The sequence below is a fragment of the Methylobacterium sp. WL7 genome (assembly GCF_008040085.1).
GTDB lineage: Bacteria > Pseudomonadota > Alphaproteobacteria > Rhizobiales > Beijerinckiaceae > Methylobacterium > Methylobacterium mesophilicum.
In genome coordinates this window covers 57,104-69,557 of sequence record NZ_VRVG01000004.1, presented here as the reverse complement: position 1 = coordinate 69,557, position 12,454 = coordinate 57,104, and the positions used below count along the sequence as shown (strand labels likewise).

The window sequence follows — 12,454 nt, the reverse complement described above, 5'->3', positions numbered from 1 at the left end:
TTCGGCCGGCCGCCGGTCAGGCGGAGGCCGGGTTTAGCGTGATGATCGTCTCGGTGGCCGCATCCACCGCCGCGCGGCCGTAGAGCATCGGCACATGGTCCTGGCGCCCCCAGACGGGAGCCAGGTGGCCGTAATGCGGGCTGCCCGGGTCCCCCGACTGGCCCGGCACGTTGATGAAGACCGACCGGTCCCAGTCACCCACATCCACGACCATGCGGAACGAGGCACCGTGGGTCAGCCGGAACGTGTCGGTCCGGTACTCCGCGTGCATGACCGATGCCGCGGCGCCGCCGACAGGCAGCGGGCCGACATCCCAGGCGAAATCCGGCCGCAGCGGCGAGAGTGGATGCGCGAACAGGGCATGGTGCAGACGCCCCCAGGACCAGGTTGCCGGTTCCTGACCCATGCGGGCACGACAATCCCGGAAAGCGGCGCCCATGGTCTCGATGAGGAGAGCGTCGCGCGTGGCCGGATCGAATCCCATCTCCAGGCGCTCGATCAGGCTCTGCGTGTCGCCGGGCGGCAGCAGGCGATGCGTCTCGGCATCCGGCACCAGTGCCTTCAGCAGCGCCGGGCGCAGATGGCGGCCCCAGAACACCTCGATCAGGGCAGCCGCCGCGGAGTTCTCGTGCAGCGTACCGTCGAACGCGGCCAGCATGGCCCGGGCCGCCGCGACATCGGGATCCGACACCGCCGGCAGCGCGCGGACCAGATCGGCGAGCCACCGGGCCGGCTCGGACAGCGCGTCGCCCTGAAGGGCCTGGGAATCCGCCACGCTGTGCCGGGTCTGCCCGTCGAGCACCGCCCGGATCCGGCGGGCGCGCCAAGGCTCGGCCCACTCGAAACCGACCTTGCGGGTTTCGGTCGGAAAGTCCGGCGGCAGGTTCATCTCGTTGGCGGTAGCGAGGTAACCCTCCGGCGGGTCGATGCGGGAGGGCAGGGCGCTGGAATCGTGGAATCCTGCCCAGTCGTAGCGGCCATCGCCCGGCACCGGCAGCAACCCGTCATGGGCGGGGCGAACCGGCGCCTTGCCGGCCATGAACCAGGCGATCCGCCCGGTCACGTCGGCGTAGAGCTGGTTGACGGAGGGGGCCGACCAGTGGCGTAGGGCCTGCCCGAACGCCTCCGGGGTCGTGGCGCCGAGATAGGCTAGGCTGCCGAGATAGGCGGCAGCACCCGGCTCGGACCAGACCGTGCGCAACGCGAAGGCGCGTCCCCCCGCCTCACGGAGCACCGGACCGTGCCGGGTGAAGCCGAGCACAACGGTCTCATCCGGCCCGCCGCGAACCGGGATCGTTTCGGTTATCCGCTCGATCGGCTCCCAGCCGCCTTCGTATCGGTACCGATCCGGATGCTCGGGATCGGTCTCACACACAAAAAGATCCTCCTGGTCCATCGGCGCAATGGTCAGGCTGAAGGCCGCATGGCCGTTATGACCGATGGAGATACCCGGCAGCGCCGGCTCGCCGGCCCCGATCACGTCGAGGCCCGGAGCGGTGAGGTGGACCGCGTAGCGCAGCGAGGGCTGCAGGTAGATCCGATGCGGGTCGCTCGCCAGGATCGGTCGCCCGGTCTCGGTGCGGGCGGGTCCCACCACCCAATTGTTCGAGCCCTCGGCCGGCTCCTTCGGGGCGGCACGCGGCCTGCGCGTGACGGCACCGTGCGCATCGACCCTGGTCCAGTGCCAGGCCTCCTCGCGCGTCGCCGCCATCCGCTCGGGCGTGAACCCGACCGGGGCGGTGGCCAACCGAAAAGCGTCGAGGAGATCGTCGGGCCAGCCGGCGGCGTCGATCCCGTCCGGGACGACCGGATCGTGGGGCGGGCTGATCCGCTTGCGCAGGTCGTCTGCGGCAAGGCCGGCGTTGCGGGTCTCGGCCCTGGCAAGCACACGGGCGCGGGCGACCTCGGACAGGACGTTGCGCACCAGCCCGTGGCTGCGGATCCGGACCACGTCCTCCGGCAGCCACCGGGACGGGCGCGTGTCCGTCAGGGCGAATTCCGGCGGCAGCAGCGCCGGCCGCGCCTCGGTCAGCACTACGAAGGCGTTGATCCCGTCTACGAAGGCCGTGACGATCGCCCGCGTGTCCTGCGGCCCGTAGGCGGCCCACTCGGCCGCCCTATCCCCGCGATACAGGAACAGCCGGGCGGCGCGATCCTGGGCGAGGTAGCCTGGCCCGAAATCCGCCGCCAGCAAGCCGAGGCCGCGCTTGCGCCAGAGGTCGAGCTGCCACAGCCGGTCCCGGGCGGCGTTGAACCCCTGGGCCCGGAACGCGTCGAGCGTCGTTCCGGCCCGGATATGCGCCACCCCCCAGCGGTCGATCCGGATCTCCACCGGGCCTTCCAGCCCGGTGAGCGGGTAGCTGGTGCGGTTCACAGAGCCACTTCGATCAGGTGCGGGCCGGGATCTGCCAGGGCGTGCTGGAACGCCGCGATGAAGGCCTCAAGCGTCTCCACGCGCAGACCCTCGACGCCGAAGCCCCTGGCGAGGCTGACCCAATCCAGGGCCGGATCGTCGAGGCTCAGCATGCCGATCGCCTTGGGGCCGGGATTGAGCGCGCCGACATTGGTGAGTTCCGCCCGCAGGATCGCGTAGGAGCGGTTCGACCAGACCAGGGTCACAACGTCGAGGCGCTCCCGGGCCTGGGTCCAGAGCGCCTGCACGGTGTAGAGGCCGCTGCCGTCGGCCTGGAGGTTGATCACCTTGCGGCCTGGGCAGGCGATCGCCGCCCCGGTGGCCATCGGGATGCCCAGCCCGATCGACCCGCCGCTGAGCTGCAGCCAGGAATGCGGCGCCGCATCCCGGGTCAGGGCGAAGAAGTTGCGGCCCGTGGTGATCGACTCGTCGCAGATCACCGCGCCCTCCGGGATCAGTGCACCCAGGACTTGGCCGATCGTGTCCTGGTCGAGGGGTCCGGAGGTGGGGAGCTTCGGTCGCGGGTTCACGGCGACAGGCTCGGCGGGCGGTGCTTCGACTGCCTCGGCCAGCCGCTCCAGCGCGTCGATCTGGTCCTCCTCGGGGGCGGCGAGGGTGATGGTCGAGGCTCCCTCCGGGGCGAGCAGGCTCGGCTTGCCCGGATAGGCGAAGAAGCCGACCGGCTGGGTCGCGCCGATCAGGATGATGTGGCGGAAACCCTTGAGGGCCTCGATCGCCTGGTCGATCGGGTAAGGCAGGCGCTCGATCGGCACGGTGCCGGCGCCGCGGTCGATCCGGGCGTTCGAGGTCATCGCCATCAGCGTCGCGCCGGTCTTGTGGGCGATCCGGTCGGCGATGACCCGGCCCTCGCCCCGCACCGCCCGGTCGCCGAGATGCAGGAGCACCGGCTCGCCGCTGGAGAGCGCCGCCACCGCGGCTGCGATCGCCGAATCCTCGGCTCGAGCCCGCTCGGGGATTGCCGGCACCGGCGCGATACCGGTCCCGGGGTCCCACGCGGTGTTGGCCGGCAGGACCAGGGTCGCGACCTGCCCCGGCGCGGTGCGGGCGGCCGCGATGGCGGCGGCGCCGTCCGCGCCGATCTCGGCCGCGCTCATGCCGGTGTGAACCCAGGACGACATCGGCCTGGCCAGTCCCTCGATGTCCGAGGTCAGCGGCGCGTTGTACTCCCGGTGGTAGGTCGCGTGCTCGCCGACGATGTTGACGACGGGTGTACGCGCCTTCTTGGCGTTGTGCAGGTTGGCCAGCCCGTTGGCGAGCCCCGGCCCGAGATGCAGCAGGGTCGAGGCCGGCTTGTCGGTCATGCGGGCATAGCCGTCCGCGGCGCCGGTCGCCCCGCCCTCGAACAGGAACAGCACGCAGCGCATGCCTTCGACCCGGTCGAGGGCCGCCACAAAATGCATCTCGGACGTGCCGGGATTGGTGAAGCAGACCTCGACCCCGCCGGCGACGAGGGTCCGAACCAGGCTCTCGGCCCCGTTCATCGTGGTTGGCGTCCCATCACTCACGGGCAGCTCCCTTCCGGTCCGGCTCGGGCGTCCGGCGAATCGCATTCTTTATTATCGTGGCGCAGCCCGTGCCGAGCGCAAGGGCCGAAACGCGCGCTGCCCGGTCATCGGGCGCCTGGACTATCGCACGATCTGGCGCGAGATTTGCCGCTGGTGTCCCGCAACTTGGACGAACGGGATCCGATGAAACTTCGCCGCTTGATTGCCGCCTCCCTGGCTGGTTCCTTCGCCCTGGTGCCCGCGGCCCGGGCCGAGAGCGTGCTGCGCATCGCCATGACGGCCTCCGACATCCCCACGGCCACCGGGATGCCGAACAACGGCTTCGAGGGCATGCGCTTCCTCGGCTACCCGATCTTCGAGGGTCTGGTGCAGTGGGACCTGAAGAGCACCGACAAGCTCGCCGGCATCGTCCCGGCCCTGGCCGAGCGCTGGGAGCAGGATCCGAACGACAAGACGATCTGGACCTTCCACCTGCGCCGGGGCGTCAGCTTCCATGACGGCACCCCGTTCAACGCCAACGCGGTGGTCTGGAACCTCGACCGCTACTTCAAGAACGACAGCCCGCAATTCGAACCGCAGGGGGCCGGCATCTCCCGGGCCCGGGCGCCCCTGGTCGGGAGCTACAAGAAGATCGACGATGCCACCGTGCAGATCACGACCACGCAGGTCGCGTCGTACTTCCCCGACATGGTCGTCTACCTGCTGTTCACCTCGCCCCAATCGTTCGAGAAGGCGGGCCGCGACTGGGCCAAGGTCGCGGCGCTGCCGGCGGCCGGTACCGGCCCGTTCAAGATCACCCGCGTAGCCCCGCGGGAATCGGTCGATCTGGCCAAGTTCGACGGTTACTGGGATCCGAACCGGATGGCCAAGGTCGACAAGGTCCGGCTGATGCCGATCCCCGAGGCGAATGCCCGGGTCGCCGCCCTGCGGTCGGGGCAGGTCGACTGGATCGAGGTGCCGGCGCCCGACGCGATCCCATCCCTGAAGCAGGCGGGCTTCGCCATCACCACGGGCTCCTACCCGCATGTCTGGCCCTACATCTTCAACATCGGCGCCAAGGACAGCCCGCTGAAGGACGTGCGCGTCCGCCAGGCGCTGAACTATTGCGTCGACCGGGCCGCCATCGTCGAACTGCTCAACGGCACAGCCGAGCCGGCCTCGGGCTGGCTCAACGACAAGGACCCGAATTTCGGCAGCCCGAAGAACCGGTACGTGTTCGACGCCACAAAGGGCAAGGCGCTGCTGGCCGAGGCGGGTTATTCCGATAAAAAACCGCTCAGCCTCAAAGTGATGATCTCGTCCTCGGGCTCGGGCCAAATGCTGCCGATGCCGATGAACGAGTACCTGCAGGAGAACCTGAAGCAGGCCTGCAACGTCGAGCTGAGCTTCAACGTGGTCGAGTGGCAGGTTCTGCTGAATTCGAGCCGGGCGCTGCCGGACGCCCCGAGCCTGCAGGGCTCGATGGCCCTCAACGTCTCCTCGCCCTCGTCCGACCCCAGCGTGATGGCACGCTACTTCGCCGGCGACCGGTTCCCGCCCGGCGGCTTCAACTTCCCGAACTGGAAGGACGAGGCGTTCGACGCCGCCCTCAAGGCGCTCGCCGAGACCGACGACGGGAAGGTGATCGACGCGCAGACGGCGCTCGCCCATGAGCGGCTGGTGGACAACCCGCCCTGGCTGTTCATCGTGCACGACCTCAACCCGCGCGGGATGTCGAAGAAGATACACGGCTTCGTCTCCCCGCAATCCTGGTTCGTCGACCTCACCCTCGTCAGCGTGCAGTGATCCCGATGGCAGACCTGAATCCCGTCGATGCGTCCGCGGCCGAACTCGCCCGGGCGATCGGTTCGAAGTCCTTGTCCCCGGTCGACGCGGTCGAGGCGCTGCTCGGCCGGATCGAGCAGATGGAGCCGAAGCTCCAGGCCTTCACGGAGGTGTTCGCCGCCGATGCACGCCTGGCCGCCGAGGGCGCCGACCGGGCGATCCGGTCGGGCCACGCAGTCGGGCCGCTTCACGGCGTCCCGGTGGTGCTTAAGGACCTAATAGACCTCGAGGGGCGGATCACCATGGGCGGCTCGGCCGCCCACCGGGCGCGCCGGGCGGAGCGCACCGCGACTATCGCCCGCCGGCTGATCGCGCAGGGCATGATCGTGCTGGGCAAGACCCACACGGTGGAGTTCGCCTATGGCGGCTGGGGCACCAACCAGCATCTCGGCACGCCCTGGAACCCCTGGGATCCGGAGACGCCGCGCACACCGGGCGGGTCGAGCAGCGGTACCGGCGTCGCGGTGGCGGCCCGGATGGCTCCCTGGGGCATCGGTACAGACACGGGCGGATCGGTGCGCCTGCCAGCATCCTTCTGCGGGCTCACGGGCCTCAAGGTGACGGTCGGACGCGTCTCGACGTGGGGAATCGTGCCGCTCTCGACCACGCTGGACACGCCGGGCCCGCTCGCCCGCACCGTCGAGGACACCGCGCTCCTCTACGAAGCCATCTCGGGTCCCGACCCGCTCGATCCCACGACCCGGGGGATCGCCCCGGACGCGCCCTGGTCGATCCTCAACCGCGGCGTACGCGGCCTTCGGCTCGGGCGCATGCCGGCGGTCGAGCGCGACGGTGTCGCCCCCGACATGCTGCAGGCCTACGATGCTGCCCTCGATCTGCTGGCCCGGCAGGGGGCCGAGATCGTCGATGTCGTCCTGCCGTTCCGGTTCAGCGACTGCGTCGCCATGAGCGGGATCACCAACGCCGAGGCCTATTTCGTCAACGGCGCCCTCGCGGAGGACCCGGCCTCGCAACTCGGCGACGCCGTGCGGGCCCGGATCCTCGCCGGCGCGACGGTCACCGCCCAGGAGTATCTCGGCACGCTCCAGCGCCGCACCGCGATGAAGCTCGCCTACGCCGCCGCCCTCGATGGGATCGACGCCCTGCTGACGCCGACGACGGAATGCGCCGCCGTAGCCCTCGCCGAGGTCGACGAGACGCACCTGCCGTCCCGGTTCACCCGCTTCGGGAACCTCCTCGACCTCTGCGCCCTGGCACTGCCCGACGGGTTCACCGCCGCCGGTCTGCCGCTGTCGCTGCAGATCGTCTGCCGGGGTTACGACGAGGCGACGGCGCTACGGATCGGCCAAGCCTATCAGCGGGCGACCGACTGGCATCTGCGCCGCCCGCCGGTGTGAGGAGCCGGGCGTCGGGTCGTCCGGACGATCGTCGCCGCCTCGTTCTCCAGCTCATCGGAAAAGAGCGATGCGGCGAGAATGCGTGAAAGCTGCACAGTCGCACCTGTGCTCAAGTGGTGATGCCGGACCAAGCGGCGTCGCGCATTACTTGTTGAAGCAACCCCAAATCCACACGATCAGGGCCGCGAGCGATTTTAGAAGACGGATCGGCGGCTGGAAGCACACGTGCAGAAAGCCGATCAGCACGACCACACAGAGGAAGCCGGACATCAGAGCCGGACCTTCTGCGAGGAGACCGAGCCACCACGTCGCCGCCACGCAAGCGAGAGCGAGGAAGCAGGCGCAGAACGCAACGCTCACGGGGTGTGCCTGCCACCACTGCGCTGTGCTGTCGTCTTCCTGGGATGTCGGAGCCATCTGCGATTCCCACCTATGGGACCGCAACGATCATGCACGGCAACGTCTTGCAGTCATCTTAGCACCCCGGCCCATTCCGGGCGGGTTTACGGCTCGGCTTGGTCGGCGCGGACGGTGACACGGCCATTTATGGTACGGCCCGTCGAGACACGGCGCGAACCCGCGCGCTCAGGCAGCCGGCGCTTGGCCCGACACCACGACGCCGAGCGTATCGAGCAGTGACGACCGCGCCCGGCTGACGCGGCTCTTCACGGTGCCGACCTGGCAGCCGAGCTTGCTCGCGGCCTCCTCGTAGGTGTGGCCCTCGGCGCCGACCAAGAGTAGCGCCTGCCGTTGTGCCGCCGGGAGGGTCCCGAGCCGCTTCCAGACGACCTTGAGGGTGCTGGCATCCTCCTGGTCGGACAGGCTTGTCATCTGGCTCGCGTGGGTGCCATCCACGTCCTCGACCTCGCGCCGGTTCTTGCGCAGCTCCGAGTAGAACTGGTTGCGCAGGATCGTGAACAGCCAGGCGGTGAAGTTCGTCCCCGGCCGGAACCGGGCCTGGTTGGCCCAGGCCTTCACGAAGGTCTCCTGAACGAGGTCGTCGGCCCGGCTCACGTCGCCGACGAGCGACAGCGCGAAGGTGCGCAGCGCCGGGAGCGCCTTGATGATATCGCTGCGGAAGTCGAACGCCACGACCTGACCGTGCGCCGCCACGGCCGCCTCGAAGCGCTCCATGAGGACGGCGAGTTGGGGCGGCAGCGGGTCCTGCTCGACGACCTGGAAATAGTCCCGGATCGGCAGGGCGAGGTGCTGGCCGAGGATCGTGGCGTAGCGAGGCGGGGTGCTGCCCGAGGGGTTCGATCCATCATCGATCATGCGCGTTCCCGGCGGCCGAAGTCTTGGTATATTGGAATGTCTCTAACTCGGTATCTCGGCAATCCTGAACCGTTACCAAACGCTCCTGACAGCAATGGGTAATTTACGCAGACTTGCTGAACGCCGAGGACGGCCTTTGCGCCGTCCCTGTGGCGGCCGAGCGCGCGACGATGCAGAATGCAGGTCGCCAGGAGACCGGGATGAGCCAGGACCACCACCACACCCACGACCATGAGCACCCGCACGGCAGCGATCTGTCGCCGATCGAGGCGCGGGTCCGCGCCCTCGAGTCTCTGCTGACCGAGAAGGGCTACATCGAGCCCGCCGCCCTCGACGCCCTGGTCGAGCTCTACGAGACCAAGGTCGGGCCGCATGCGGGTGCCCGGGTGGTGGCCCGCGCGTGGGTCGACCCCGATTACCGGGACCGGCTGCTGGCCGACGCCACCCCGGCGATCGCCGAGCTTGGTATCGGCGGTCGCGGCGGCGAGCACATGGTTGCGGTGGCCAACACCCCCGAGACCCACAACCTCGTCGTGTGCACGCTGTGCTCCTGCTACCCCTGGCCGGTGCTGGGCCTGCCGCCGGTCTGGTACAAGGCACCGCCCTATCGGGCGCGGGCGGTGATCGATCCGCGCGGCGTCCTGGCCGAGTTCGGCGTCACCATCCCCGAGACGACGCAGATCACCGTTTGGGATTCCACCGCGGAGACCCGCTACATGGTCCTCCCGATGCGCCCTGCCGACACCGAGGGCCTGTCCGAAGAGGCTCTCGCCGCCCTCGTCACCCGCGATGCGATGATCGGTACGGGCCTGCCCGGGTCGCCCCCGCCGGAGATGCCGCGATGAACGGCGCCCAGGACCTCGGCGGCGCACACGGCTTCGGGCCGGTGGTGCCCGAGCCGGACGAGCCGGTGTTTCACGCCGCGTGGGAGCGTCGCGTCTTCGCGATGGCGATGGCCATGGGCTACACCGGTGCCTGGAACCTCGACGGCAGCCGGGCCAACCGCGAGTCGCTGCCGCCCGCGCAATATCTCGCGTCGAGCTACTACGAGATCTGGCTGGCGGCCCTGGAGAAGCAGATCTCCGCCGCGGGCCTCGCCACGCCCGACGAGATCACGGCGGGTCGGGCCTCCGCGTCGGCCAAGCCGGTGGCGCGGGTGCTCGCCCGGGACGGGTTGGAGGCACGCTTCCGGGCCGGCTTCCCGAGCAGCCGCGATCCCGCCGCGCCCGCCCGCTTCGCGGTCGGCGACGCCGTCCTCGCCCGGAACGTCCACCCGACCGGGCATACGCGGCTGCCGCGCTACGTCCGCGGGCGGCGGGGCCGGATCGAACGCATCGACGGCGCCTTCGTGTATCCCGATACCAACGCCTACGGCGCGGGCGAGAACCCGACGTGGCTGTACACCGTCAGCTTCACGGCCCGGGAACTGTGGGGCGACAGCGGCGACCCGGGCGGGATCGTCACGGTGGCGGCGTTCGAACCCTACCTGGAGGCGGCGTGATCGCCCCGTCGCCCAAAGCCTTCGCGGCTCCCTGGGAAGCGCAGGTCTTCGCCCTGGTGGTATCCTTGCAGGAGGCCGGGCTCTTCACCTGGACCGAATGGGCCGAGCGGCTCGGCCGGGAGATACGGCCGGCGGACGGACCGGAACGGGCGGCCGATTACGGCGCCTGGCTCGCGACCCTGGAGACGATCCTGGCGGAGCGCGGGGTAGCACCATCAGACAGCGTGGCGGGGCGGACCGAGGCGTTCCTCCGCGCCGCCGAGGCGACGCCGCACGGTCAGCCGATCCGTTTGGAGAACGATCCGCTCTACCGGCCCTGATCCAGGAGGCTGTCGAGGGGCACCGGGGCGGCGTGCGGCCGGCCGGCCAATTGCGCGTCGATCAGCGCCAGAACCTCGCGCCGCCCGCAATTCTTCGCCGCTTCGAAGGGCGTCCAGGTCTGATCGAATTCGAATTGTGCGAAGACTGCGCGGTAGCGCTCCAATTCCTTCGCGGTAAGCGGCACGCCGCGGACGAAGGCCTTGTGCGCCGAGATCGTCGTGGCCCGGCGCGGGTCGGCGGGGTCCAGCTCGAACTTCAGCGCGTCGCCGCAGAAACAGATGTTCCGCGCCCGGTCGAACAGAACGGCGTGACCGTCGAAATGGCCGGCGGTGCGGTGCAGTTCCAGACCCGGCAGAGGCTCCAGGACGTCGTCGTAGGGCCAGCTCACCTGCAGCGCCGCACTCCACGTGAAGTCGGCCGCGGGCAAGCACAATTCCGGGTCGAACCGGTCCTGCAATTGCACGAGGGCGCCGTAGGCATGCGGGTGCGAGGACGAGAGCACCTGCATACCGCCGAGCGTCTCGATCTGGTCCAGGGCGGCCTCGCTGAAGACCGGGCAGCCCTCGAAGCCCATGTTCCCGTTCTCGGTCCGGATCAGGTAGGCGGAGGGGCCGATGCCGGAGACGGGCTCGTTCCAGAATCGCCACACGCCGGGCTCCAGCTCCTGCCAGTGGCAGGGAAAAGCGTCCTGCGCCTCCCGGGTGGTGCGGAACCGCCAGCCGTCTTGCGGGACCACGTGGCGTGCGTCGAGGCACATCGGGCAGGACGGGGGCGCCTCGAAATGGCGCTGCCAGAACCCACAATTGTCGCAGGTGTAGGCGGGCAGATTCAGGGCGCCCGCGAAGGGCAGGTAGCCGGGCATCGTCTCAAGCCTCTCCTAGCGAATGATCCCGGGGGGTTCCAAAGGGCATCGCCCTTTGGCGGTGTTCGGGGGCGGTGCCCCTGAGTATCCAGAGCGAAGCTCCACCGCAGGGCACTGCCCTGCACCCGCAAAAGGTCTCAGACCTTTTGAAACCAGACCGTGTCTAGCGAGTCCGGTCGGGTAGCGCAGCCCGCCGCGACCGACTGGTCGCCAAGGCGGCGCCGGCGAGGCCCAGCAGCGCCAGCCCGGCCAGGCCACCGACCACCGCGTCGCGGGTGCGGCTGGTCACGAACTCGCTGCGGGTCGATTTCATCCGGTCGTTGAACCGCCCATCGATGCCGACATCGCCGGGCACCGGATCGAACAGGTTGCCCGTCATGTCCGGAATCGTCGTGTCGGACAGCTGAGCCGACCACATCGTGGCAGCCTTGCGGTCCGCCAGCGTGGGGGCGAGCGCCTGCGCGGCGGCCATCATCATCGACGAGCGCCCGACCCAGACCTCCCGGCGCGGATGTTCGGCGGCGTACACGATCGCCTCCGCGCAGAGCCGCGGATCGAACACCGGATCCGGGGCATACTGGCGATGGCCGGTGCGGTTGCGCGCCCAGTTGAACTGCGGCGTGTTGACGGCCGGCAGGTAGACCACGCTGAGGCTGACGGCGACGTTGTCGTGGAGCAGTTCGCACCGCAGGGCGTCGGTGAAGCCGGAGACGGCGAACTTGGCCGCGCAATAGGGCGCTTGGAGCGGTGCCGCCCGGATCGCCAGCCCCGAGGAAACCTGGATGATCGCGCCGCGGTTGCGCCGCTTCATGTAGCGGAGCGCCGCGAGCGTACCGTAGACCTGGCTCAGGTAGGTGGTCTCGGTGACCCGCCGGTACTCGTCCGGCGTGATCTGGTCGGCCGGGTTCACCACGGTCGCCATGGCATTGTTCACCCAGGCGCGGATTGGGCCGAGTTCAGCCTCGATCCGGGCGGCGGCCGCATCGACGGCCTCGGGATCGGCGACGTCGGCCGCGATCGCCAGGACCGGCTGGCCGTAGGCGGCAAGCGCTCGCTCGGCGGCGGCGACCCGCGCGGGATCGCGCGCCACCACCGCCACCGACCATCCGCCGGCGGCGAAGCGATGCGCGGTCGCGAGCCCGATTCCGGCGGTCCCTCCGGTAACGACTGCAACCCGTGCCATACTGGCCTCGCCTGAGTGGAGAAAATCGCAGCGGCAACGGGTGCCGACGCCCACGGTTGCGCCGCACCGCCGTGCCGGAACGTCACGGCCGCCGGTCTTTTTGGAACCCGGCGCGCAACATCCGACACCGAGCGCTGTTGATCCTGCGTAGTCGCGCGCCATCGCAGCGCGACCGGCCTTCGAGGATCGCA

At 69.7% G+C, this 12,454-nt stretch carries 11 protein-coding genes; 5 read left to right on the top strand and 6 right to left on the bottom strand.

Annotated elements, in window-relative coordinates; genetic code table 11:
• Positions 1-16: 16 nt before the first annotated feature.
• Entirely contained in the window at positions 17-2,374 is a 2,358-nt protein-coding gene (locus tag FV233_RS02085; protein WP_147896479.1) for a penicillin acylase family protein, read from the bottom strand.
• Entirely contained in the window at positions 2,371-3,915 is a 1,545-nt protein-coding gene (locus tag FV233_RS02080; RefSeq protein ID WP_147896494.1) for an acetolactate synthase large subunit, read from the bottom strand. The genes FV233_RS02085 and FV233_RS02080 overlap by 4 nt, the downstream gene beginning before the upstream one ends.
• A 207-nt stretch (positions 3,916-4,122) precedes the next feature.
• Between FV233_RS02080 and FV233_RS02075 the strand changes: the two genes are divergently transcribed.
• A complete protein-coding gene (locus FV233_RS02075; RefSeq protein ID WP_147855905.1) occupies positions 4,123-5,724 on the top strand; it encodes an ABC transporter substrate-binding protein in 1,602 nt (533 codons plus the stop codon).
• Between the two features lie 5 nt (positions 5,725-5,729).
• Positions 5,730-7,121: an amidase gene (locus FV233_RS02070; RefSeq protein ID WP_147855904.1), complete on the top strand. Its 1,392-nt coding sequence runs from the start codon at positions 5,730-5,732 to the stop codon at positions 7,119-7,121.
• Between the two features lie 144 nt (positions 7,122-7,265).
• On the opposite strand, the gene FV233_RS02065 is transcribed toward FV233_RS02070, so the two are convergent.
• On the bottom strand, positions 7,266-7,538 hold the full coding sequence (locus tag FV233_RS02065) for a hypothetical protein (protein WP_147855903.1): 273 nt from the start codon (positions 7,536-7,538) through the stop codon (positions 7,266-7,268).
• A 168-nt stretch (positions 7,539-7,706) separates the two neighbouring features.
• The gene (locus FV233_RS02060) at positions 7,707-8,396 is read right to left on the bottom strand and encodes a sigma-70 family RNA polymerase sigma factor (protein WP_147855902.1); all 690 of its coding nucleotides are present in this window, start codon (positions 8,394-8,396) and stop codon (positions 7,707-7,709) included.
• Between the two features lie 200 nt (positions 8,397-8,596).
• Between FV233_RS02060 and nthA the strand changes: the two genes are divergently transcribed.
• The 3 genes from nthA to FV233_RS02045 are packed head-to-tail and all read left to right on the top strand — an operon-like array spanning position 8,597 to position 10,217.
• Positions 8,597-9,241, top strand: a complete 645-nt coding sequence (gene nthA, locus FV233_RS02055; RefSeq protein WP_147855901.1) for a nitrile hydratase subunit alpha — start codon at positions 8,597-8,599, stop codon at positions 9,239-9,241.
• On the top strand, positions 9,238-9,897 hold the full coding sequence (gene nthB / locus FV233_RS02050) for a nitrile hydratase subunit beta (protein WP_147896478.1): 660 nt from the start codon (positions 9,238-9,240) through the stop codon (positions 9,895-9,897). The genes nthA and nthB overlap by 4 nt, the downstream gene beginning before the upstream one ends.
• Positions 9,894-10,217, top strand: a complete 324-nt coding sequence (locus tag FV233_RS02045) for a nitrile hydratase accessory protein (protein WP_147857281.1) — start codon at positions 9,894-9,896, stop codon at positions 10,215-10,217. The genes nthB and FV233_RS02045 overlap by 4 nt, the downstream gene beginning before the upstream one ends.
• Here the strand turns inward: FV233_RS02045 and FV233_RS02040 are convergent.
• Positions 10,205-11,080: an MBL fold metallo-hydrolase gene (locus FV233_RS02040; RefSeq protein WP_147857282.1), complete on the bottom strand. Its 876-nt coding sequence runs from the start codon at positions 11,078-11,080 to the stop codon at positions 10,205-10,207. The genes FV233_RS02045 and FV233_RS02040 overlap by 13 nt on opposite strands.
• Before the next feature lie 163 nt (positions 11,081-11,243).
• Positions 11,244-12,263 (bottom strand): SDR family oxidoreductase, encoded by a 1,020-nt coding sequence (locus FV233_RS02035; RefSeq protein ID WP_147896477.1) that lies wholly within the window; start codon positions 12,261-12,263, stop codon positions 11,244-11,246.
• Positions 12,264-12,454 lie beyond the last annotated feature (191 nt).

Coding starts and splice junctions, on each gene's coding strand:
- FV233_RS02080 (WP_147896494.1), bottom strand. CDS start 3,915: ATGAACGGGGCCGAGAGCCTGGTTCGGACCCTCGTCGCCGGCGGGGTC.
- FV233_RS02075 (WP_147855905.1), top strand. CDS start 4,123: ATGAAACTTCGCCGCTTGATTGCCGCCTCCCTGGCTGGTTCCTTCGCC.
- FV233_RS02070 (WP_147855904.1), top strand. CDS start 5,730: ATGGCAGACCTGAATCCCGTCGATGCGTCCGCGGCCGAACTCGCCCGG.
- FV233_RS02065 (WP_147855903.1), bottom strand. CDS start 7,538: ATGGCTCCGACATCCCAGGAAGACGACAGCACAGCGCAGTGGTGGCAG.
- FV233_RS02060 (WP_147855902.1), bottom strand. CDS start 8,396: ATGATCGATGATGGATCGAACCCCTCGGGCAGCACCCCGCCTCGCTAC.
- nthA (WP_147855901.1), top strand. CDS start 8,597: ATGAGCCAGGACCACCACCACACCCACGACCATGAGCACCCGCACGGC.
- nthB (WP_147896478.1), top strand. CDS start 9,238: ATGAACGGCGCCCAGGACCTCGGCGGCGCACACGGCTTCGGGCCGGTG.
- FV233_RS02040 (WP_147857282.1), bottom strand. CDS start 11,080: ATGCCCGGCTACCTGCCCTTCGCGGGCGCCCTGAATCTGCCCGCCTAC.
- FV233_RS02035 (WP_147896477.1), bottom strand. CDS start 12,263: ATGGCACGGGTTGCAGTCGTTACCGGAGGGACCGCCGGAATCGGGCTC.